The sequence below is a fragment of the Streptococcus cristatus genome, from assembly GCF_003944225.1.
Lineage (GTDB): Bacteria > Bacillota > Bacilli > Lactobacillales > Streptococcaceae > Streptococcus > Streptococcus cristatus_K.
Genome location: NZ_RJPN01000001.1, coordinates 265,552 through 285,957, shown reverse-complemented (window position 1 = coordinate 285,957; position 20,406 = coordinate 265,552). Strand labels below are relative to the sequence as shown.

General features: G+C 42.8%; 17 protein-coding genes. 16 read left to right on the top strand and 1 reads right to left on the bottom strand.

The window, feature by feature from the left end; all coding sequences use genetic code 11:
• Positions 1 to 10: 10 nt before the first annotated feature.
• The 16 genes from D8797_RS01515 (at position 11) to purH (ending at position 19,821) form a co-directional block, all read left to right on the top strand.
• Positions 11 to 628 carry a hypothetical protein gene (locus D8797_RS01515; RefSeq protein WP_061908702.1) on the top strand — a complete coding sequence of 206 codons (618 nt, stop codon included), beginning with the start codon at positions 11 to 13 and terminating at the stop codon, positions 626 to 628.
• 303 nt (positions 629 to 931) lie between these two features.
• The gene (rpsL, locus tag D8797_RS01505; protein WP_005591658.1) at positions 932 to 1,345 is read left to right on the top strand and encodes a 30S ribosomal protein S12; all 414 of its coding nucleotides are present in this window, start codon (positions 932 to 934) and stop codon (positions 1,343 to 1,345) included.
• Between the two features lie 19 nt (positions 1,346 to 1,364).
• A complete protein-coding gene (gene rpsG, locus D8797_RS01500) occupies positions 1,365 to 1,835 on the top strand; it encodes a 30S ribosomal protein S7 (RefSeq protein WP_005591659.1) in 471 nt (156 codons plus the stop codon).
• A 271-nt stretch (positions 1,836 to 2,106) separates the two neighbouring features.
• Positions 2,107 to 4,185, top strand: coding sequence for an elongation factor G (gene fusA, locus D8797_RS01495; protein ID WP_125378986.1), 2,079 nt, complete (start codon positions 2,107 to 2,109; stop codon positions 4,183 to 4,185).
• Positions 4,186 to 4,424: 239 nt separating this feature from the next.
• The gene (gene gap / locus D8797_RS01490) at positions 4,425 to 5,432 is read left to right on the top strand and encodes a type I glyceraldehyde-3-phosphate dehydrogenase (RefSeq protein ID WP_005591661.1); all 1,008 of its coding nucleotides are present in this window, start codon (positions 4,425 to 4,427) and stop codon (positions 5,430 to 5,432) included.
• A 244-nt stretch (positions 5,433 to 5,676) separates the two neighbouring features.
• Positions 5,677 to 6,876 carry a phosphoglycerate kinase gene (locus D8797_RS01485; RefSeq protein ID WP_125378985.1) on the top strand — a complete coding sequence of 400 codons (1,200 nt, stop codon included), beginning with the start codon at positions 5,677 to 5,679 and terminating at the stop codon, positions 6,874 to 6,876.
• Between the two features lie 243 nt (positions 6,877 to 7,119).
• Entirely contained in the window at positions 7,120 to 7,644 is a 525-nt protein-coding gene (locus D8797_RS01480; RefSeq protein ID WP_005591664.1) for an FUSC family protein, read from the top strand.
• A 75-nt stretch (positions 7,645 to 7,719) separates the two neighbouring features.
• Positions 7,720 to 8,085: a MerR family transcriptional regulator gene (locus D8797_RS01475; RefSeq protein ID WP_125378984.1), complete on the top strand. Its 366-nt coding sequence runs from the start codon at positions 7,720 to 7,722 to the stop codon at positions 8,083 to 8,085.
• 30 nt (positions 8,086 to 8,115) lie between these two features.
• Complete coding sequence (gene glnA / locus D8797_RS01470; RefSeq protein WP_125378983.1) at positions 8,116 to 9,462, top strand: type I glutamate--ammonia ligase; 1,347 nt, start codon at positions 8,116 to 8,118, stop codon at positions 9,460 to 9,462.
• A 184-nt stretch (positions 9,463 to 9,646) separates the two neighbouring features.
• Positions 9,647 to 10,354, top strand: coding sequence for a phosphoribosylaminoimidazolesuccinocarboxamide synthase (purC, locus tag D8797_RS01465; RefSeq protein WP_125378982.1), 708 nt, complete (start codon positions 9,647 to 9,649; stop codon positions 10,352 to 10,354).
• 56 nt (positions 10,355 to 10,410) lie between these two features.
• Positions 10,411 to 14,136 carry a phosphoribosylformylglycinamidine synthase gene (locus tag D8797_RS01460; RefSeq protein ID WP_125378981.1) on the top strand — a complete coding sequence of 1,242 codons (3,726 nt, stop codon included), beginning with the start codon at positions 10,411 to 10,413 and terminating at the stop codon, positions 14,134 to 14,136.
• Positions 14,137 to 14,148: 12 nt separating this feature from the next.
• The gene (purF, locus tag D8797_RS01455; RefSeq protein ID WP_125378980.1) at positions 14,149 to 15,591 is read left to right on the top strand and encodes an amidophosphoribosyltransferase; all 1,443 of its coding nucleotides are present in this window, start codon (positions 14,149 to 14,151) and stop codon (positions 15,589 to 15,591) included.
• Positions 15,592 to 15,629: 38 nt separating this feature from the next.
• Positions 15,630 to 16,652, top strand: a complete 1,023-nt coding sequence (gene purM, locus D8797_RS01450; RefSeq protein WP_125378979.1) for a phosphoribosylformylglycinamidine cyclo-ligase — start codon at positions 15,630 to 15,632, stop codon at positions 16,650 to 16,652.
• On the top strand, positions 16,649 to 17,200 hold the full coding sequence (gene purN, locus D8797_RS01445; protein WP_125378978.1) for a phosphoribosylglycinamide formyltransferase: 552 nt from the start codon (positions 16,649 to 16,651) through the stop codon (positions 17,198 to 17,200). The genes purM and purN overlap by 4 nt, the downstream gene beginning before the upstream one ends.
• Positions 17,200 to 18,252, top strand: coding sequence for a PDDEXK family nuclease (locus D8797_RS01440; RefSeq protein WP_125378977.1), 1,053 nt, complete (start codon positions 17,200 to 17,202; stop codon positions 18,250 to 18,252). Before purN ends, D8797_RS01440 begins: the two co-directional genes overlap by 1 nt.
• A gap of 21 nt (positions 18,253 to 18,273) precedes the next feature.
• Complete coding sequence (gene purH / locus D8797_RS01435; protein WP_125378976.1) at positions 18,274 to 19,821, top strand: bifunctional phosphoribosylaminoimidazolecarboxamide formyltransferase/IMP cyclohydrolase; 1,548 nt, start codon at positions 18,274 to 18,276, stop codon at positions 19,819 to 19,821.
• 118 nt (positions 19,822 to 19,939) lie between these two features.
• Here the strand turns inward: purH and D8797_RS01430 are convergent, their stop codons facing one another.
• Positions 19,940 to 20,239 carry a YbaB/EbfC family nucleoid-associated protein gene (locus D8797_RS01430; protein WP_125378975.1) on the bottom strand — a complete coding sequence of 100 codons (300 nt, stop codon included), beginning with the start codon at positions 20,237 to 20,239 and terminating at the stop codon, positions 19,940 to 19,942.
• Between the last annotated feature and the right edge of the window lie 167 nt (positions 20,240 to 20,406).

Below are 20,406 nucleotides of genomic sequence, written 5' to 3'. Positions count from 1 at the left end.
GGAAAGAATTATGAGAAATATTTTTGATAAATTAGAGAGAGCTTCTAACCTTGTTCGTTTAGGAATCCTGGCAATAATGCTGCTTATCTTGGTTTCTGGACTTATATTTTTAAAACCAGCTCAGAAGAATACGGGCTCCACCAAAACAGTCAGTTATAGTAGACGTTCAAGCTCCAGTAAAGCTAGTTCTACTAAGAAAGCATCGTCAGAAGATAATACGATTCAGGATGCTGAAGTAGCTGTTAAAAAGTTAGAAGAAGAGCGTACCGATGAAAGTTTGACTCAAGCACAAGCAGCGGTTGACAAGGTAAAAGATGAGGAAGCCAAAGCTAAGTTCCAAGGTCGAATTCAAGCCGTAAAAGATGCAATGAAGACACCTGAGGAATCCACTGAACCTGATTCAGACCAGCAGCAGTCGTTCTCTCCTACGCCTGTTGCGCCAGTTTATCGAACACCTGCCATCTCCATCGAACCACGAATACAGCCACAAGAAAGTTCGACTCCTGCACCATCCTCTAGTCCAGAAGTTACCCCAAGTCCATCTTCGGAGATACCAAGCCCGTCTTCAGATACTTCGGGCGCCTCTTCAAATACGGTGGTTCCTTCCCAGACTTCAAGTGAAAAATAGAATTGAATACATATTTTGATTAGTATTTAAGTGTTTATCAACAATCTGTTGTAGCATATTTTCAGATCTTTAAGATGATAATAATCAAGCAAAAGGTTGATTAAGAAGTGAAGATAAGTCAAAAATTAAGAAAACCTATTGACGAGGATATGCTTCTGTGTTACAATGATAAACGGTACTTTTTACTTTTGGTCTCTCAAAAGTGTACAGAGACGTGCTGACAAATGTTGCAAAAGTACACACAGATGGTAGCTGTCACCAAGTGTATCATCACCAAAATTAAAAAAATACAGGAGAATGTAGATGCCTACAATTAACCAATTGGTTCGCAAACCGCGTAAATCAAAAGTAGAAAAATCTAAATCACCAGCTTTGAACGTTGGTTACAACAGCCACAAAAAAGTTCAAACAAACGTATCTTCACCACAAAAACGTGGTGTTGCAACTCGTGTCGGAACTATGACACCTAAGAAGCCTAACTCAGCCCTTCGTAAATTTGCCCGTGTACGTTTGAGCAACTTGATCGAAGTTACAGCTTACATCCCAGGTATCGGACACAACTTGCAAGAGCACAGCGTGGTGCTTCTTCGTGGTGGACGTGTAAAAGACCTTCCAGGGGTACGTTACCATATCGTTCGTGGTGCACTTGATACAGCAGGTGTTACTGACCGTAAGCAAGGCCGTTCTAAATACGGTACTAAGCGTCCAAAAGCATAAAGAAAGGGGATAAAGATAAATGAGTCGTAAAAACCGTGCGCCTAAGCGCGAAGTATTGCCAGATCCGCTTTACAATTCACAATTAGTTACTCGTCTTATCAACCGCGTTATGCTTGATGGTAAGCGTGGTACAGCAGCTTCTATCGTTTACGGAGCTTTTGAGCAAATCAAAGAAGCTACTGGAAATGATGCACTTGAAGTATTTGAAACAGCGATGGAAAACATCATGCCTGTTCTTGAAGTACGTGCACGCCGTGTCGGTGGTTCAAACTACCAAGTACCGGTTGAAGTTCGTCCAGAACGTCGTACTACACTTGGACTTCGTTGGTTGGTAACAATTTCACGTGGTCGTGGTGAACACACTATGCAAGATCGTCTTGCAAAAGAAATCATGGATGCTGCTAACAACACTGGTGCAGCAGTTAAGAAACGCGAAGATACTCACCGTATGGCTGAAGCTAACCGTGCCTTCGCACACTTCCGTTGGTAAAATCATGATGCTAGGAACGGTAAGGATGCAAAGTGAAAATAGGAAACTGACGCAGTATTCAACGAATACAAGGAAGTTTATCTTTTTCACACAGCATCCCGTTCCGGCTCAAATCGGCTAATTAACTTTAGCCCGAGTATCATTCAACTTACCATTTCGTAAGTTGAAACCAACAAGATAAACATTTAGAACGGGTAGGTCCTGCCTATCCGTTTTTTCTAAATAATGTTATAATAGATTGTAAAATAAAAAAATAGGAGAAACTAACCTCATGGCACGCGAATTTTCACTTGAAAAAACTCGTAATATCGGTATCATGGCTCACGTCGATGCTGGTAAGACAACTACAACTGAGCGTATCCTTTACTATACTGGTAAAATCCACAAAATCGGTGAAACTCACGAAGGTGCGTCACAAATGGACTGGATGGAGCAAGAGCAAGAACGTGGTATCACTATCACATCTGCTGCGACAACAGCTCAATGGAACAACCACCGCGTAAACATCATCGACACACCGGGACACGTGGACTTCACAATCGAAGTACAACGCTCTCTTCGTGTATTGGATGGTGCGGTTACCGTTCTTGACTCACAATCAGGTGTTGAGCCTCAAACTGAAACAGTTTGGCGCCAGGCAACTGAGTACGGAGTTCCACGTATCGTATTTGCCAACAAAATGGACAAAATCGGTGCTGACTTCCTTTACTCAGTAAGCACACTTCATGACCGTCTTCAAGCAAATGCTCATCCGATTCAATTGCCAATCGGTGCTGAAGATGACTTCCGTGGTATCATCGACTTGATCAAGATGAAAGCTGAAATCTATACTAACGACCTTGGTACAGATATCCTTGAAGAAGATATTCCAGCTGAATACCTTGAACAAGCACAAGAATACCGTGAAAAATTGGTGGAAGCAGTTGCTGAAACTGATGAAGAATTGATGATGAAATACCTTGAGGGTGAAGAAATCACTAACGAAGAATTGAAAGCTGGTATCCGTAAAGCAACTATCAACGTTGAATTCTTCCCAGTATTGTGTGGTTCTGCCTTTAAGAACAAGGGTGTTCAGTTGATGCTTGATGCAGTTATTGATTACTTGCCAAGCCCGCTTGACATCCCAGCGATCAAAGGTATCAACCCAGATACAGAAGAAGAAGAAACTCGTCCAGCATCTGACGAAGAGCCATTTGCAGCTCTTGCCTTCAAGATCATGACTGACCCATTCGTAGGTCGTTTGACTTTCTTCCGTGTTTACTCAGGTGTACTTCAATCAGGTTCTTACGTAATGAACACTTCTAAAGGTAAACGTGAACGTATCGGACGTCTTGTGCAATTGCATGCCAATAGTCGTCAAGAAATCGAAACCGTTTATGCTGGGGATATTGCAGCTGCTATTGGTTTGAAAGATACGACAACTGGTGACTCATTGACAGATGAAAAAGCTAAAATCATCCTTGAGTCAATCAACGTTCCAGAACCAGTTATCCAATTGATGGTTGAGCCAAAATCTAAAGCAGACCAAGACAAGATGGGTATTGCCCTTCAAAAATTGGCAGAAGAAGATCCAACATTCCGTGTTGAAACAAACGTTGAAACTGGTGAAACAGTTATCTCTGGTATGGGTGAGCTTCACTTGGATGTCCTTGTTGACCGTATGCGTCGTGAGTTCAAGGTTGAAGCAAACGTAGGTGCTCCTCAAGTATCTTACCGTGAAACATTCCGTGCTTCTACTCAAGCACGTGGATTCTTCAAACGTCAATCTGGTGGTAAAGGTCAATTCGGTGACGTTTGGATCGAGTTTACACCAAACGAAGAAGGAAAAGGTTTCGAGTTTGAAAATGCTATCGTTGGTGGTGTGGTTCCACGTGAATTTATTCCTGCGGTAGAAAAAGGTTTGGTTGAGTCAATGGCGAATGGTGTCCTTGCTGGTTACCCAATTGTTGACGTAAAAGCGAAACTTTACGATGGTTCATACCACGATGTCGACTCATCTGAAACAGCCTTCAAGGTTGCTGCATCACTTGCTTTGAAAGAAGCTGCTAAGACTGCACAGCCTGCTATCCTTGAGCCAATGATGCTTGTAACCATCACTGTTCCTGAAGAAAATCTTGGTGATGTTATGGGTCACGTAACAGCTCGTCGTGGACGTGTTGACGGTATGGAAGCACATGGTAGCAGCCAAATCGTTCGTGCTTATGTTCCGCTTGCTGAAATGTTTGGTTATGCGACTGTCCTTCGTTCTGCAACACAAGGACGTGGTACCTTCATGATGGTATTTGACCACTACGAAGATGTACCTAAGTCAGTACAAGAAGAAATCGTTAAGAAACACCGTGGTGAATAATTCACTACATGACGCTCGCTTCTAGCGGGCGTTTTTTCTTTTTGGAATCAAAATATGAGATTTATGAAAAATATCGAAAATACATGAAAGAAAATTTGTTACTTGTTAATAATAATGAAATCAGTTGCAATTTTGCTCAATAAGGTATATAATAGATATGTTGAAAGGTGATTTGTAGTGATTCAAGTTACTCTTTTCACATAAAATTTTTTTTGATTTTCATAAGGAGGAAATCACTAATGGTAGTTAAAGTTGGTATTAACGGTTTCGGTCGTATCGGTCGTCTTGCTTTCCGTCGTATCCAAAACGTAGAAGGTGTTGAAGTTACTCGCATCAACGACCTTACAGATCCAGTTATGCTTGCACACTTGTTGAAATACGACACAACTCAAGGTCGTTTCGATGGTACTGTTGAAGTTAAAGAAGGTGGATTCGAAGTTAACGGTAAATTCGTTAAAGTTTCTGCTGAACGTGACCCAGAACAAATTGATTGGGCTACTGACGGTGTAGAAATCGTTCTCGAAGCAACTGGTTTCTTTGCTAAGAAAGATGCTGCTGAAAAACACCTTAAAGGTGGAGCTAAGAAAGTTGTTATCACTGCTCCTGGTGGAAACGATGTTAAAACAATCGTATTTAACACTAACCACGACGTTCTTGATGGTACTGAAACAGTTATCTCAGGTGCTTCATGTACTACAAACTGTTTGGCTCCAATGGCTAAAGCACTTCAAGACAACTTCGGTGTTGTAGAAGGATTGATGACTACTATCCACGCTTACACTGGTGACCAAATGATCCTTGACGGACCACACCGTGGTGGTGACCTTCGTCGTGCTCGCGCTGGTGCTGCTAACATCGTTCCTAACTCAACTGGTGCTGCTAAGGCTATCGGTCTTGTAATCCCAGAATTGAACGGTAAACTTGATGGTTCTGCACAACGCGTTCCAACTCCAACTGGATCAGTTACTGAGTTGGTAGCAGTTCTTGAAAAGAACGTTACTGTTGATGAAGTAAATGCAGCTATGAAAGCAGCAGCTAACGAATCATACGGTTACACAGAAGATCCAATCGTATCTTCAGATATCGTAGGTATGTCTTACGGTTCATTGTTCGACGCAACTCAAACTAAAGTTCTTGACGTTGACGGTAAACAATTGGTTAAAGTTGTATCATGGTACGACAACGAAATGTCTTACACTGCACAACTTGTACGTACTCTTGAATACTTTGCAAAAATCGCTAAATAATTCAATTGTATGAAGAAGGGATCCGAATGGATCTCTTTTTTGTTTTGCAGAACAGTTTAAAGGAATGGCTATTGAAAATCAACTTGCTCATGTAACATCATTAGCATTTATCAGAAAAATGAGAATCATGTAGTCTTTTATCTATCTTTGATTGGAGAAAAGGAAAAGCCATGAATTTTTGCTATCACTTTTGTAGATTTTGTGATATAATTAACACGTATAAAAAAAGAAGGAGTCATATCTAATGGCAAAATTGACTGTTAAAGACGTTGACTTGAAAGGGAAAAAAGTTCTCGTTCGTGTTGACTTCAACGTTCCTGTAAAAGATGGCGTGATTACTAACGACAACCGTATCACTGCAGCACTTCCAACTATCAAGTACATCCTTGAACAAGGTGGACGTGCTATCCTCTTCTCTCACCTTGGACGTGTAAAAGAAGAAGCAGATAAAGCTGGTAAATCACTTGCTCCTGTAGCTGCTGATTTGGCTGCTAAATTGGGACAAGAAGTTAAATTTATTCCAGGTGTTACACGTGGTGCTGACTTGGAAGCCGCTGTTAACGCTCTTGAAGATGGACAAGTTCTCTTGGTTGAAAACACTCGTTTCGAAGATGTTGACGGCAAGAAAGAATCTAAAAACGATCCAGAACTTGGTAAATACTGGGCATCACTTGGAGATGGTATCTTCGTAAACGATGCATTCGGTACAGCTCACCGTGCACACGCATCTAACGTTGGTATCTCAGCAAATGTTGAAAAAGCTGTTGCTGGCTTCCTTCTTGAAAACGAAATTGCCTACATCCAAGAAGCAGTTGAAGCTCCAGAACGTCCATTCGTGGCGATCCTTGGTGGTTCAAAAGTTTCAGACAAGATCGGTGTAATCGAAAACTTGCTTGAAAAAGCTGATAAAGTCCTTATCGGTGGTGGTATGACTTACACATTCTACAAAGCGCAAGGTATCGAAATCGGTAACTCACTTGTAGAAGAGGACAAATTGGATGTTGCCAAAGCTCTTCTTGAAAAAGCAAACGGCAAATTGATCTTGCCAGTTGACTCTAAAGAAGCAAATGCTTTTGCGGACTACACTGAAGTGAAAGACACTGAAGGTGAAGCAGTGGATCCAGGCTTCCTTGGTTTGGATATCGGTCCTAAATCTATCGCTAAATTCGACGAAGCCTTGACTGGTGCGAAAACAGTTGTATGGAACGGACCAATGGGTGTGTTTGAAAACCCTGACTTCCAAGCTGGTACAATCGGTGTGATGGACGCTATCGTGAAACAACCAGGCGTGAAATCAATCATCGGTGGTGGTGACTCAGCTGCCGCAGCCATCAACCTTGGTCGTGCAGACAAGTTCTCATGGATTAGTACGGGCGGAGGCGCTTCTATGGAGCTTCTTGAAGGTAAAGTTCTTCCAGGGCTTGCAGCTTTGACTGAAAAATAATCTTTGAAACGGAAAGAGTTGGGAAACCAACTCTTTTTCTTTTGTCCACGTATGTGTCTGAGGGAATGGGCTTTTGGCTTCTATTTTCCTAATGAGTAATCAATAATGGGAAATATAGTTAGAAATACAGTAGAAGCTGGCTATGCATTCTTGTAGGATACAAACAATAAACTCGATGGACAGAGCCTTTTTGTTGAAAAATATGTTAGAATAGAGATAGTTTACTTTTAAAAGGGAAAAGGCATGAGCTATTTTAGTAAGTACAAATTTGATAAATCAAAGTTTCGCTTAGGCATGAGGACGATGAAAACAGGGATAGCAGTCTTTATTGTCCTACTCATTTTTGGTATGTTTGGCTGGAAGGGGCTCCAAATTGGGGCTTTGACAGCGGTGTTTAGCCTGCGAGAAGATTTTGATAAAAGTGTTCATTTCGGAACTTCTCGTATTTTAGGAAATAGTGTCGGGGGCTTTTATGCTTTGCTATTCTATCTGTTGGGAAATTTATTGAACGGCCAATTTTGGGTGACTTTGGTATTTGTGCCAATCTGTACGATGCTGACGATCATGACCAATGTTGCTATGAACAATAAGGCTGGGGTGATTGGTGGTGTTTCAGCTATGCTGATTATCACTCTCTCCATTAGTCCGGAAGATACTATTTTATACGTTTTTGCTAGAGTTTTTGAAACCTTTATGGGTGTCTTTGTTGCAATAGTGGTAAATTCGGATGTGGATAGAATTAAGAATTTCTTTAAGTCTATAAATTAAATGTGTGAGAAAATCTCACATTGATTGTTGACATACAAAAAAAATTAGTTATAATAGTGCATAGAGAGGAAAAAAATGAAGGAAAAAGAGTTTCGCCGAAATATGGCAGTCTTTCCCATAGGTAGCGTTATGAAGTTGACGGACTTATCTGCCCGTCAGATTCGATATTATGAGGAGCAAAACCTCATCACTCCCCTTCGGAATGAGGGCAATCGCCGAATGTATTCTCTGAATGATATGGATCGACTTTTGGAAATTAAGGATTATATTTCTGAAGGTTATAATATCGCCGCTATCAAAAAGAAATATGCTGAGCGTGAAGCTAAATCCCACAAAATGATTAGTGAAAAGGAAGTCCGTCGAGCTCTCCACAATGATATTTTACAGCAAGGTCGTTTTGGCTCTTCTCTGCCAACCTTTGGTCACATGCGTCGGCCATAAACTATTTTTTAAAACTATAAGGAGTTACCCATGCCCATCACAGCAGCTGATATTCGTCGCGAAGTAAAAGAAAAAAATGTCACTTTTATCCGTCTTATGTTCTCTGATATTTTAGGAACCATGAAAAACGTTGAAATTCCAGCAACGGATGAGCAGCTTGAAAAGGTCTTATCAAATAAGGCTATGTTTGACGGTTCGTCTATCGAGGGATTTGTTCGGATCAATGAATCTGATATGTATCTTTATCCTGATTTGGATACTTGGACAGTTTTTCCTTGGGGAGATGAAAATGGCAGTGTAGCAGGCTTGATCTGCGATGTTTATACGACAGAACATGTTCCCTTTGCAGGAGATCCTCGTAGTAACCTTAAGCGAGCTCTCAAACATATGGAAGCATTGGGCTTCAAGTCTTTTAATCTTGGTCCTGAGCCAGAATTTTTCCTTTTCAAATTGGATGAAAATGGCGATCCGACACTGGAAGTGAATGACAAGGGTGGCTACTTTGACTTGGCGCCAACAGACTTGGCGGATAATACCCGTCGGGAAATTGTCAATGTTTTGACTAAGATGGGATTTGAAGTGGAAGCTAGTCACCACGAGGTAGCAGTTGGTCAGCACGAGATTGATTTTAAGTATGATGAAGTGCTTCGTGCTTGTGATAAGATTCAGATTTTCAAGTTGGTGGTGAAGACCATCGCTCGTAAACACGGCCTTTATGCGACCTTCATGGCTAAGCCCAAGTTTGGTATTGCTGGTTCTGGTATGCACTGCAATATGTCCCTCTTTGACCAAGATGGAAATAATGCATTTTATGATCCAGAGGATCCAAAAGGAATGCAGTTGTCTGAGACAGCCTACTATTTCTTGGGTGGTTTGATTAAGCATGCCTATAACTATACAGCTATCATGAATCCGACTGTCAACTCTTATAAACGTTTGGTGCCTGGCTTTGAAGCGCCAGTTTACATCGCTTGGGCTGGACAAAATCGCTCACCTTTGGTTCGAGTACCGGCATCGCGCGGCATGGGAACTCGCTTGGAGTTGCGTTCAGTAGACCCGATGGCTAATCCTTATATCGCTATGGCAGTGCTCTTAGAAGTCGGACTGCATGGAGTGGAAAATAAAATCGAAGCGCCAGCTCCAATCGAGGAAAATATCTATGTGATGACAGCTGAGGAGCGCAAGGAAGCTGGTATCACAGACCTGCCGTCTACTCTCCACAATGCCCTTAAGGCTTTAACTGAAGATGAGGTAGTCAAGGCAGCTTTGGGTAACCATATTTACACTAGCTTTCTTGAAGCCAAGCGGATTGAATGGGCTAGCTATGCGACCTTCGTTTCCCAATGGGAAATTGATAATTATTTGGACTTATATTAATGAATTCTAGAACAGGACTTGAAAAAGTCCTGTTTTTGTATGGAAACAAGATATTTTCAGTTTTTAACTGTTGTATTTCCAATCTTTTTCCTGTTTTTTAATCTGCAATGTACGGGGAATACTTGTAAAATATATTTAAAAGTGATAAACTTAAAGCATAAAAGCACGAAAGGCGAATAATAAAATGTCAAACAAGTTGTTATATTCGGGAAAAGCAAAGGATATTTTTGCGACAGAAGATGAGCAGGTGATTTTGTCCCGCTACAAGGATCAGGCGACTGCTTTTAATGGTGTCAAGAAGGAGCAGATTGCGGGCAAGGGAGTGTTAAATAATCAGATTTCAGCCTTTATCTTTGAAAAGTTGAACGCTGCCGGTGTAGCAACGCATTTTATCGAGAAAATCTCAGATACAGATCAGCTCAATAAAAAAGTTGATATCATTCCTTTGGAAGTTGTGCTCCGCAACTACACGGCTGGTTCCTTTTCAAAACGTTTTGGCGTAGATGAAGGTATCGCATTTGAGACTCCGATTGTCGAATTTTACTATAAAAATGATGATTTGGATGATCCATTTATCAATGACGAGCATGTGAAATTCCTACAGATTGCGGATGACCAGCAGATTGCTTACTTGAAGGAAGAAACGCGTCGTATCAATGAACTTTTGAAAGCTTGGTTTGCTGAGATTGGTCTTAAGTTGATTGATTTTAAGCTAGAGTTCGGTTTTGACAAGGATGGCAAGATTATCTTGGCAGACGAATTTTCACCAGACAACTGCCGTTTGTGGGATGCGGATGGCAACCACATGGACAAGGATGTTTTCCGTAGAGGACTAGGTGAATTAACAGACGTTTACGAGATTGTCTGGGAAAAATTGCAGGAATTGAAATAACAACCTAAAGGCTGTTTGGGAACATTGCAAGAGCTGAAATAAAGGAATAAGAATTGATGGATAAACGTATTTTTGTTGAAAAAAAGGCTGATTTTCAGGTCAAGTCAGAGAGTTTGGTAAGAGAGCTCCAGCATAACTTGGGACTTTCAACTTTAAAAAGTATTCGCATTGTGCAGGTTTATGATGTCTTTGATTTGGCAGAGGACTTGTTTGCGCCTGCAGAGAAGCACATTTTCTCTGAGCAGGTGACAGACCATTTCTTGGATGAAGCGGCTGTGCAGGCGGATCTTGCCAACTATGCTTTCTTTGCCATTGAAAGCCTGCCAGGGCAGTTTGACCAACGTGCGGCTTCTTCGCAAGAAGCCTTGCTTTTGCTGGGAAGTTCGAGTGACGTGACAGTCAACACGGCTCAACTTTACCTGGTGAATAAAGATATTGATGCGACTGAGTTGGAAGCAGTCAAGAACTACCTGCTCAACCCAGTTGATTCTCGTTTCAAGGACATCACGATAGGAATTGCCAAGCAGGAATTTTCAGAGTCAGACAAGACCATTCCAAAATTGACCTTCTTTGAAAGCTATACGGCAGAAGACTTTGCCCGCTACAAGGCCGAACAAGGGATGGCCATGGAAGTGGATGATTTGCTCTTTATCCAAGACTACTTCAAGTCAATCGGGCGCGTGCCAACTGAGACAGAGCTCAAGGTTTTGGACACTTATTGGTCTGACCACTGTCGTCACACGACTTTTGAGACAGAGTTGAAACAGATTGATTTCTCAGCCTCTAAATTCCAAAAACAATTGCAGGCGACTTATGATAAGTATATTGCCATGCGTGAGGAACTAGGTCGGTCTGAAAAGCCACAAACCTTGATGGATATGGCGACTATTTTTGGTCGTTATGAGCGTGCTAATGGTCGTTTGGACGATATGGAAGTGTCTGACGAAATCAATGCATGCTCGGTTGAAATCGAAGTGGACGTTGATGGTGTGAAAGAGCCGTGGCTTCTCATGTTCAAGAACGAAACTCACAACCACCCAACGGAGATTGAACCGTTTGGTGGGGCGGCTACCTGTATCGGTGGAGCCATTCGTGACCCATTGTCAGGCCGCTCCTACGTTTACCAAGCTATGCGTATCTCAGGCGCTGGTGATATTACAGCTCCGATTTCGGAAACGCGTGCTGGTAAATTGCCACAACAAGTCATTTCTAAGACAGCGGCTCATGGTTATTCTTCTTACGGGAACCAGATTGGGCTTGCGACGACCTACGTTCGTGAATACTTCCACCCAGGCTTTGTAGCTAAACGTATGGAGCTTGGTGCCGTTGTTGGTGCAGCTCCCAAGGGAAATGTAGTCCGTGAAAAACCGGAAGCGGGAGATGTCATTATTCTACTCGGTGGTAAGACTGGACGTGATGGTGTCGGTGGTGCGACAGGATCTTCTAAGGTTCAAACAGTTGAGTCTGTAGAGACTGCTGGAGCTGAGGTTCAAAAAGGGAATGCCATCGAAGAACGCAAGATTCAACGTCTTTTCCGTAATGGCGATGTCACTCGTCTTATCAAGAAATCCAACGACTTTGGTGCTGGTGGTGTCTGTGTAGCCATCGGGGAATTGGCAGATGGTCTTGAAATTGACCTCAACAAGGTTCCTCTTAAATACCAAGGCTTGAACGGTACAGAAATTGCCATCTCTGAATCTCAAGAACGTATGGCAGTCGTGGTTCGTCCTGAGGATGTAGATGCCTTCGTTGCGGAATGTAACAAAGAAAATATTGATGCTGTTGTGGTTGCGACAGTCACTGAAAAACCAAATCTAGTCATGCACTGGAATGGTGAGACAATCGTGGATTTGGAACGTCGTTTCCTTGATACCAATGGTGTGCGTGTTGTTGTCGATGCCAAGGTTGTGGATAAGGATGTCGAACTTCCAGAGGAGCGTACAACAAGCGCTGACACACTTGAAGCTGATACCCTTGCGGTTCTATCTGACTTGAACCATGCGAGTCAAAAAGGCTTGCAAACTATCTTTGACTGCTCGGTTGGTCGTTCAACTGTCAATCATCCACTTGGCGGTCGCTACCAACTCACACCAACTGAGGCATCTGTGCAGAAATTGCCAGTTCAGCACGGTGTGACCAATACTGCGTCTGTCATGGCGCAAGGATTCAATCCATATGTGGCAGAATGGTCTCCATACCACGGTGCTGCCTATGCGGTCATCGAAGCGACTGCTCGTTTGGTGGCTGCTGGTGCAAACTGGTCTAAGGCTCGGTTCTCATACCAAGAGTACTTCGAGCGTATGGACAAGCAAGCTGAACGTTTTGGTCAGCCAGTAGCAGCTCTCCTAGGCTCTATCGAAGCACAAATTCAGCTTGGCTTGCCGTCTATCGGTGGGAAGGACTCTATGTCTGGCACCTTTGAAGAATTAACCGTACCGCCAACCTTGGTTGCTTTTGGGGTGACGACGGCAGATAGCCGTAAGGTGCTCTCTCCTGAGTTCAAGGCCGCTGATGAAAACATCTACTACATCCCAGGTCAAGCCTTGGCACAAGAGATTGATTTTGATTTGATTAAGTCTAACTTTGCTCAGTTTGAAGCCATCCAAGCTGACCACAAAGTAACATCGGCTTCAGCTGTTAAATACGGCGGTGTGCTTGAAAGCTTGGCTCTTGCTACCTTTGGAAATCATATCGGTGCAGAGGTGACCTTGCCTGAACTTGAAACGGCTTTGACAGCACAATCGGGTGGATTTGTCTTCACATCTCCTCAAGAAATCGCTGGAGTGGAGAAGATTGGACAAACAAGCGCAGACTTTGCTCTCCTTGTCAACGGCGTGAAGCTAGATGGAGACAAACTCGATAATGCTTTCCAAGGAAAACTGGAAGCAGTCTACCCAACAGAATTTGCCCAAGCCAAAGAACTGGCAGAAGTGCCAGCTGTCGCTTCTGACGCAGTCATCAAAGCCAAGGAAACTATTGAAAAACCAGTTGTTTACATCCCAGTATTCCCAGGAACCAACTCAGAATATGACTCAGCTAAAGCCTTCGAAAAAGAAGGTGCAGAGGTCAACTTGGTGCCATTCGTGACCTTGAATGAAGAAGCCATTGTCAAGTCAGTTGAAACCATGGTCGACAATATCGACAAGGCTAATATCCTCTTCTTTGCAGGTGGCTTCTCAGCTGCGGATGAGCCGGATGGATCAGCTAAGTTTATTGTCAATATCCTTCTTAATGAAAAAGTGCGTGCAGCCATTGATAGCTTTATCGCTCGTGGTGGCTTGATTATCGGTATCTGTAATGGATTCCAAGCCCTCGTCAAATCAGGTCTTCTTCCATACGGGAACTTTGAGGATGCCAGCAGTACTAGCCCAACCCTCTTCTACAATGATGCTAACCAGCACGTGGCCAAGATGGTGGAAACTCGGATTGCTAATACAAATTCACCGTGGCTTGCCGGAGTGCAAGTGGGTGATATCCATGCTATTCCTGTTTCACACGGTGAAGGGAAGTTTGTTGTGACGGCTGAGGAATTTGCGGAGCTCCGTGATAATGGACAAATCTTTAGCCAATACGTTGATTTTGACGGCAAACCAAGTATGGACTCTAAGTACAATCCAAATGGTTCTGTAAATGCCATCGAAGGAATTACCAGCAAGAACGGTCAAATCATCGGTAAAATGGGACACTCAGAACGTTATGAAGACGGTCTCTTCCAAAACATCCCAGGAAATAAAGACCAGCACCTGTTCGCGTCAGCGGTGCGTTATTTCACAGGGAAATAAAAGGTATAAAAAATGACATACGAAGTAAAATCTCTTAATGAAGAATGCGGTGTTTTCGGTATTTGGGGACATCCAGATGCTGCTAAAATGACCTATTTTGGGCTCCACAGTCTTCAGCACCGTGGTCAGGAGGGGGCAGGGATCCTCTCCAATGATCAGGGGCAATTGAAACGCCATCGTGATATGGGGCTTCTATCAGAAGTTTTCAAAAATCCCACCAAATTGGATAAACTGACGGGGACGAGCGCGATTGGACATGTGCGCTATGCGACCGCAGGAGAAGCTTCTGTAGACAATATCCAACCTTTCCTTTTCCGCTTTCATGATATGCAGTTTGGCTTGGCTCATAATGGAAATCTGACCAATGCAGAATCTCTCAAGCAAGAATTAGAACAAAGAGGAGCGATTTTCAGCGCGACTTCGGACTCGGAAATCTTGGCTCACTTGATTCGCCGTAGTCACAATCCTAGCTTGATGGGCAAAATCAAGGAAGCGCTTAGTCTTGTCAAAGGTGGCTTTGCTTATATCTTGCTGTTTGAGGACAAGTTGATTGCTGCCCTTGACCCTAATGGTTTTCGTCCTCTTTCGATCGGAAAAATGGCCAACGGAGCGGTCGTCGTTTCGTCTGAAACCTGTGCCTTTGAAGTAATCGGTGCTGAGTGGATTCGCGATGTGAAACCAGGCGAGATTGTCATTATTGACGACAATGGTATACAGTATGATAGCTACACAAATGATACTCAGCTCGCGATTTGCTCTATGGAGTATATCTACTTTGCCCGCCCTGACTCCAATATCCATGGTGTCAATGTCCATACAGCTCGGAAACGTATGGGTGCCCAATTAGCGCGTGAATTTAAGCATGAGGCGGATATTGTGGTCGGTGTGCCCAATTCTTCACTCAGCGCAGCCATGGGCTTTGCGGAAGAATCCGGTCTGCCAAATGAGATGGGTCTTATCAAGAACCAATACACCCAACGCACCTTTATCCAACCGACTCAAGAGTTGCGAGAGCAAGGTGTGCGGATGAAACTGTCTGCTGTTTCGGGTGTTGTCAAAGGTAAACGTGTGGTCATGATTGATGATTCCATTGTTCGTGGGACGACCTCTCGCCGTATCGTTCAGCTTTTGAAAGAAGCAGGTGCGTCTGAAGTTCATGTTGCTATTGGCAGTCCAGCGCTAGCTTATCCATGTTTTTACGGGATTGATATCCAGACGCGCCAGGAGCTGATTGCGGCTAATCATACGGTAGAAGAAACACGCCAAATCATTGGTGCGGATAGCCTGACCTATCTTTCGATTGATGGCTTGATTGATTCTATCGGGATTGAAACAGATGCGCCAAATGGCGGTCTCTGTGTCGCTTACTTTGACGGTGACTACCCAACTCCTCTCTACGACTATGAAGAAGACTATCGTAGAAGTTTGGAAGAAAAGACCAGTTTTTACAAATAGGCGGATGACGATTCTTCATTAAAAAAAGGAACAAACAAATGACAAATAAAAATGCTTATGCCCAATCGGGTGTGGATGTTGAAGCGGGTTATGAAGTTGTTGAGCGGATCAAAAAGCACGTGGCTCGTACGGAGCGTGCAGGTGTCATGGGAGCTCTTGGTGGCTTTGGTGGCATGTTTGATCTTTCAAAAACAGGTGTCAAAGAGCCTGTTTTGATCTCAGGGACTGACGGTGTCGGGACCAAGCTCATGCTGGCTATCAAGTACGACAAGCACGATACCATCGGTCAGGACTGTGTGGCTATGTGTGTCAACGACATCATTGCTGCAGGTGCGGAGCCCCTTTATTTCCTCGACTATGTGGCGACAGGGAAGAATGAACCAGCTAAACTAGAACAAGTCGTTGCTGGTGTGGCAGAAGGTTGTGTGCAGGCAGGCGCTGCTCTCATCGGTGGAGAAACGGCTGAAATGCCTGGTATGTATGGCGAAGATGACTACGACTTAGCTGGTTTTGCGGTCGGCGTGGCTGAAAAATCTCAAATCATAGACGGTTCAAAAGTAGCTGAAGGTGATGTGATTCTTGGACTTGCTTCAAGTGGTATCCACTCAAATGGTTACTCACTCGTGCGTCGTGTTTTTGCCGACTACACAGGTAAGGAAGTCTTGCCAGAATTGGAAGGCAAGAAACTCAAGGAAGTCCTTCTTGAGCCGACTCGTATCTATGTCAAGGCTGTCTTACCACTTATCAAGGAAGGATTGGTCAATGGAATTGCCCACATCACAGGTGGTGGCTTTATCGAAAATGTTCCTCGTATGTTTGCAGCTGACTTGGCTGCAGAGATTGAGGAAAGCAAGGTTCCAGTCCTTCCTATTTTCAAGGCTCTTGAAAAATACGGTGAAATCAAGCATGAAGAAATGTTTGAAATCTTCAATATGGGTGTAGGACTCATGCTGGCAGTTAGCCCTGAAAATGTAGGTCGCGTCAAAGAATTGCTGGATGAACCAGTCTATGAAATTGGTCGCATCGTCAAGAAAGAAAACGAAAGTGTCATCATCAAATGAAAAAAATAGCGGTTTTTGCCTCTGGTAATGGCTCAAATTTTCAGGTGATTGCCGAAGAATTTCCGGTGGAGTTTGTCTTTTCAGACCATCGTGACGCCTATGTGCTCGAGCGTGCAGACAAGCTTGGCGTTCTGTCTTATGCTTTTGAACTCAAGGAGTTCGAGAACAAGGCAGACTACGAAGCAGCCCTTGTCGAACTCTTGGAAGAACACCAGATTGACTTGGTTTGCCTCGCCGGCTACATGAAAATCGTTGGGCCAACCTTATTGGAGGCTTATGAAGATCGAATCATCAACATTCATCCAGCCTACCTGCCAGAATTTCCAGGTGCTCATGGGATTGAGGATGCTTGGAATGCTGGTGTCGCTGAGAGTGGCGTGACCATTCACTGGGTGGACTCTGGTGTGGATACAGGCAAGGTCATCAAACAAGTCCGTGTACCACGTCTAGCTGATGATACCATCGAAAGCTTTGAAGCTCGCATTCATGAAGCGGAGTACAAGCTGTATCCGGAGGTTCTGGATAGCTTGGGAGTAGAGATGAAATAATGAAAAAATCACAAGCAAAAGGTTATTTATTAGAAATTGTGCTGGCCAAGTTATTAGAAGTTAACGGATATGATTTAGTAACGAGTACCGATAATGATATTGTAAATTTACCTAGGAATGGTCTAAATATCAAGGGGAGAGGTGCTTATCACCAATTTGACTCGTTAGAAACATTTCGTATTACACCCCCATTTACTCATCCTATACGTTTATTTTTAGAGGCTAAATTCTATACAAGTAATAAGATAGGTATAGATAGAGTTAGAATGGGAATAGGTATTCTACAAGATGTAAATACTAATTATTCTACAGTTACAATGACAGATGAAGAGTTAAAATTACCTAAATATAATTATAATTATGCTATTTTTTCTACATCAGGATTTACAGATGATGCTCAAAGATTGGCTATCGCTCATAAGATTTACTTAATGGATTTATCGTCTGGTTATTATCAATGGATTAGAGATTTTATAAATCAAATTGTAGATGAATTATTTTTTAGACACAATATTAGTGGCGATGATATTAGTAGTGATGATTTTAATAATTTTAAAGAAAAGTTTTCTAGTCAGATTAATAATTTAAGCTATGATCAACTTTATAGATGGCTTGATTTTGATAATTTACAATCAGTTGCGGATGAATTTGTACTCGCTGTACAAAATGTTGGAAGTATTTATATAGCGAGCACAAAGAGTTCGCAAATCATAGCACTTATACCTGATGATGATCGTATGTTTCGTAATTCGCTACTTATAAACCCACATCAAGAAGTAACTATCACTTGGAATGAAAATGAGAATGATGTATGGATAATTGAACCAACTGAAGGTTATGAACAATATAGACTTACATTCCAATTACCATCTATTATTCGAAATTATATTTTCAATAATTCAGTAAATCAAGATCAGAGAGCTTTTAGGGAAAAAGGAAAAAGTTTTGGATTGTTATCATTTATCGCCTATCTTGATGGAAGAAATCCTACTTTGTGCACACTAAAATTTAATGAAGAAGAAACGAAACGCTTGGTAGATCGCTATAATTAACATTTTAGATTGGAGAACATAATGACTAAACGCGCCTTAATCAGCGTCTCAGACAAAGCGGGCATTGTTGAATTTGCCCAAGAACTCAAAAAACTCGGTTGGGATATTATCTCGACGGGTGGGACCAAGGTTGCCCTTGATAATGCTGGGGTGGAGACCATTGCAATCGATGATGTGACTGGTTTTCCAGAGATGATGGACGGTCGTGTCAAGACCCTTCATCCAAATATCCACGGTGGACTTTTGGCTCGTCGTGACTTGGATAGCCACTTGGAAGCGGCTAAGGACAATCAGATTGAGCTCATCGACCTTGTTGTAGTCAATCTCTATCCTTTCAAGGAAACGATTCTCAAACCAGATGTGACCTATGCAGATGCGGTGGAAAATATTGACATTGGCGGGCCATCTATGCTTCGTTCAGCAGCTAAAAATCATGCTAGCGTTACGGTTGTAGTAGATCCTGCTGACTATGCTGTGGTGCTTGACGAATTGTCAGCAAACGGCGAAACAAGTTATGAAACTCGCCAACGTTTGGCAGCCAAGGTTTTCCGTCACACAGCGGCTTATGATGCCTTGATTGCAGAATATTTCACAGCTCAGGTCGGCGAAAGCAAGCCTGAAAAACTGACCTTGACTTATGACCTCAAGCAAGCTATGCGCTATGGGGAAAATCCTCAACAGGATGCAGATTTCTACCAAAAAGCTTTGCCAACGGATTACTCGATTGCTTCAGCAAAACAGCTCAACGGTAAGGAATTGTCTTTTAACAATATCCGTGACGCTGATGCGGCGATTCGTATTATCCGTGACTTCAAAGATCGTCCGACCGTTGTAGCATTGAAACATATGAATCCATGTGGAATCGGTCAAGCAGATGACATCGAGACTGCTTGGGACTATGCTTATGAGTCTGACCCAGTGTCTATCTTTGGTGGAATTGTCGTCCTTAACCGTGAGGTGGACGCTGCGACAGCTGAGAAGATGCACGGCGTTTTCCTTGAAATCATCATCGCACCGAGCTATACGGATGAAGCGCTAGCCATTTTGACCAACAAAAAGAAAAACTTACGCATTCTAGAATTGCCATTTGATGCTCAATATGCCAGCGAAGTGGAAGCTGAGTACACAGGCGTGGTTGGTGGTCTCCTTGTTCAAAATCAAGACGTGGTCAAGGAAAGCCCAGCTGACTGGCAAGTGGTGACCAAACGCCAACCAACCGAGACAGAAGCGACAGCCCTTGAGTTCGCTTGGAAAGCTATCAAGTACGTCAAATCAAACGGAATCATCGTAACCAACGACCATATGACACTTGGAGTTGGGCCAGGTCAAACCAACCGTGTGGCTTCTGTCCGTATCGCCATTGATCAGGCTAAAGATCGTCTTGATGGTGCTGTTCTTGCTTCAGATGCCTTCTTCCCATTTGCTGATAATGTGGAAGAAATTGCCAAAGCAGGAATTAAGGCCATCATCCAACCTGGAGGCTCAGTCCGTGACCAAGAATCCATCGAAGCAGCGGACAAATACGGCTTGACCATGGTCTTCACAGGCGTGAGACATTTTAGACATTAAGAAGATTCATATTGGAGAAAATGCTTAGATCTTTTCTCCAATTTTTTGTGCAAAAAAACTCCCAAAAGGATGAGTAGTTCATCTTTTGGGAGTTGATGTTTAAAAGGGCTTAACAGAATTAGAAAGAAAGTCCACTTTGGAAAGCGCTGAGTTTTTGTTTAGCTACTTCGTTGATTTGATCGATAGCAGCATTGATAGCTTGGCTAGTCAAATCAGACAGAGTTTCTGTATCTTCTGGATCTACGATAGCAGGCTGAAAGTCAATTTTGACAACCTTTTTATCACCAGTAAGAGTTGCTACAACTAAATCTTGGCTAGATTTTCCAATAAATTCAGTTGCGGCTAATTCTGCTTGAGCAATGTCCATTTCTTTTTTAAGTTTTTGGGCTTGCTTCATCATGTTTTGCATATTCATCATAAGATTTTCTTTCCTTTCTCTCGCAAGGGCTGAGCCCCTTAGTAATCTTCACTCTTCAATTATATCATTTTTTGGAAAAGTGGCAAGAAGAACATTTCTAGAAGGTTTGACAAAGATTTAGTCTTTATAGTAGAATGGTCATGAATCTATATCCCAAGGAGAAGACA

What these genes read in the sequence shown, in the direction of transcription:
- D8797_RS01515 (WP_061908702.1), top strand. Translation starts at nt 11, where the DNA reads ATGAGAAATATTTTTGATAAATTAGAGAGAGCTTCTAACCTTGTTCGT.
- rpsL (WP_005591658.1), top strand. Translation starts at nt 932, where the DNA reads ATGCCTACAATTAACCAATTGGTTCGCAAACCGCGTAAATCAAAAGTA.
- rpsG (WP_005591659.1), top strand. Translation starts at nt 1,365, where the DNA reads ATGAGTCGTAAAAACCGTGCGCCTAAGCGCGAAGTATTGCCAGATCCG.
- fusA (WP_125378986.1), top strand. Translation starts at nt 2,107, where the DNA reads ATGGCACGCGAATTTTCACTTGAAAAAACTCGTAATATCGGTATCATG.
- gap (WP_005591661.1), top strand. Translation starts at nt 4,425, where the DNA reads ATGGTAGTTAAAGTTGGTATTAACGGTTTCGGTCGTATCGGTCGTCTT.
- D8797_RS01485 (WP_125378985.1), top strand. Translation starts at nt 5,677, where the DNA reads ATGGCAAAATTGACTGTTAAAGACGTTGACTTGAAAGGGAAAAAAGTT.
- D8797_RS01480 (WP_005591664.1), top strand. Translation starts at nt 7,120, where the DNA reads ATGAGCTATTTTAGTAAGTACAAATTTGATAAATCAAAGTTTCGCTTA.
- D8797_RS01475 (WP_125378984.1), top strand. Translation starts at nt 7,720, where the DNA reads ATGAAGGAAAAAGAGTTTCGCCGAAATATGGCAGTCTTTCCCATAGGT.
- glnA (WP_125378983.1), top strand. Translation starts at nt 8,116, where the DNA reads ATGCCCATCACAGCAGCTGATATTCGTCGCGAAGTAAAAGAAAAAAAT.
- purC (WP_125378982.1), top strand. Translation starts at nt 9,647, where the DNA reads ATGTCAAACAAGTTGTTATATTCGGGAAAAGCAAAGGATATTTTTGCG.
- D8797_RS01460 (WP_125378981.1), top strand. Translation starts at nt 10,411, where the DNA reads ATGGATAAACGTATTTTTGTTGAAAAAAAGGCTGATTTTCAGGTCAAG.
- purF (WP_125378980.1), top strand. Translation starts at nt 14,149, where the DNA reads ATGACATACGAAGTAAAATCTCTTAATGAAGAATGCGGTGTTTTCGGT.
- purM (WP_125378979.1), top strand. Translation starts at nt 15,630, where the DNA reads ATGACAAATAAAAATGCTTATGCCCAATCGGGTGTGGATGTTGAAGCG.
- purN (WP_125378978.1), top strand. Translation starts at nt 16,649, where the DNA reads ATGAAAAAAATAGCGGTTTTTGCCTCTGGTAATGGCTCAAATTTTCAG.
- D8797_RS01440 (WP_125378977.1), top strand. Translation starts at nt 17,200, where the DNA reads ATGAAAAAATCACAAGCAAAAGGTTATTTATTAGAAATTGTGCTGGCC.
- purH (WP_125378976.1), top strand. Translation starts at nt 18,274, where the DNA reads ATGACTAAACGCGCCTTAATCAGCGTCTCAGACAAAGCGGGCATTGTT.
- D8797_RS01430 (WP_125378975.1), bottom strand. Translation starts at nt 20,239, where the DNA reads ATGATGAATATGCAAAACATGATGAAGCAAGCCCAAAAACTTAAAAAA.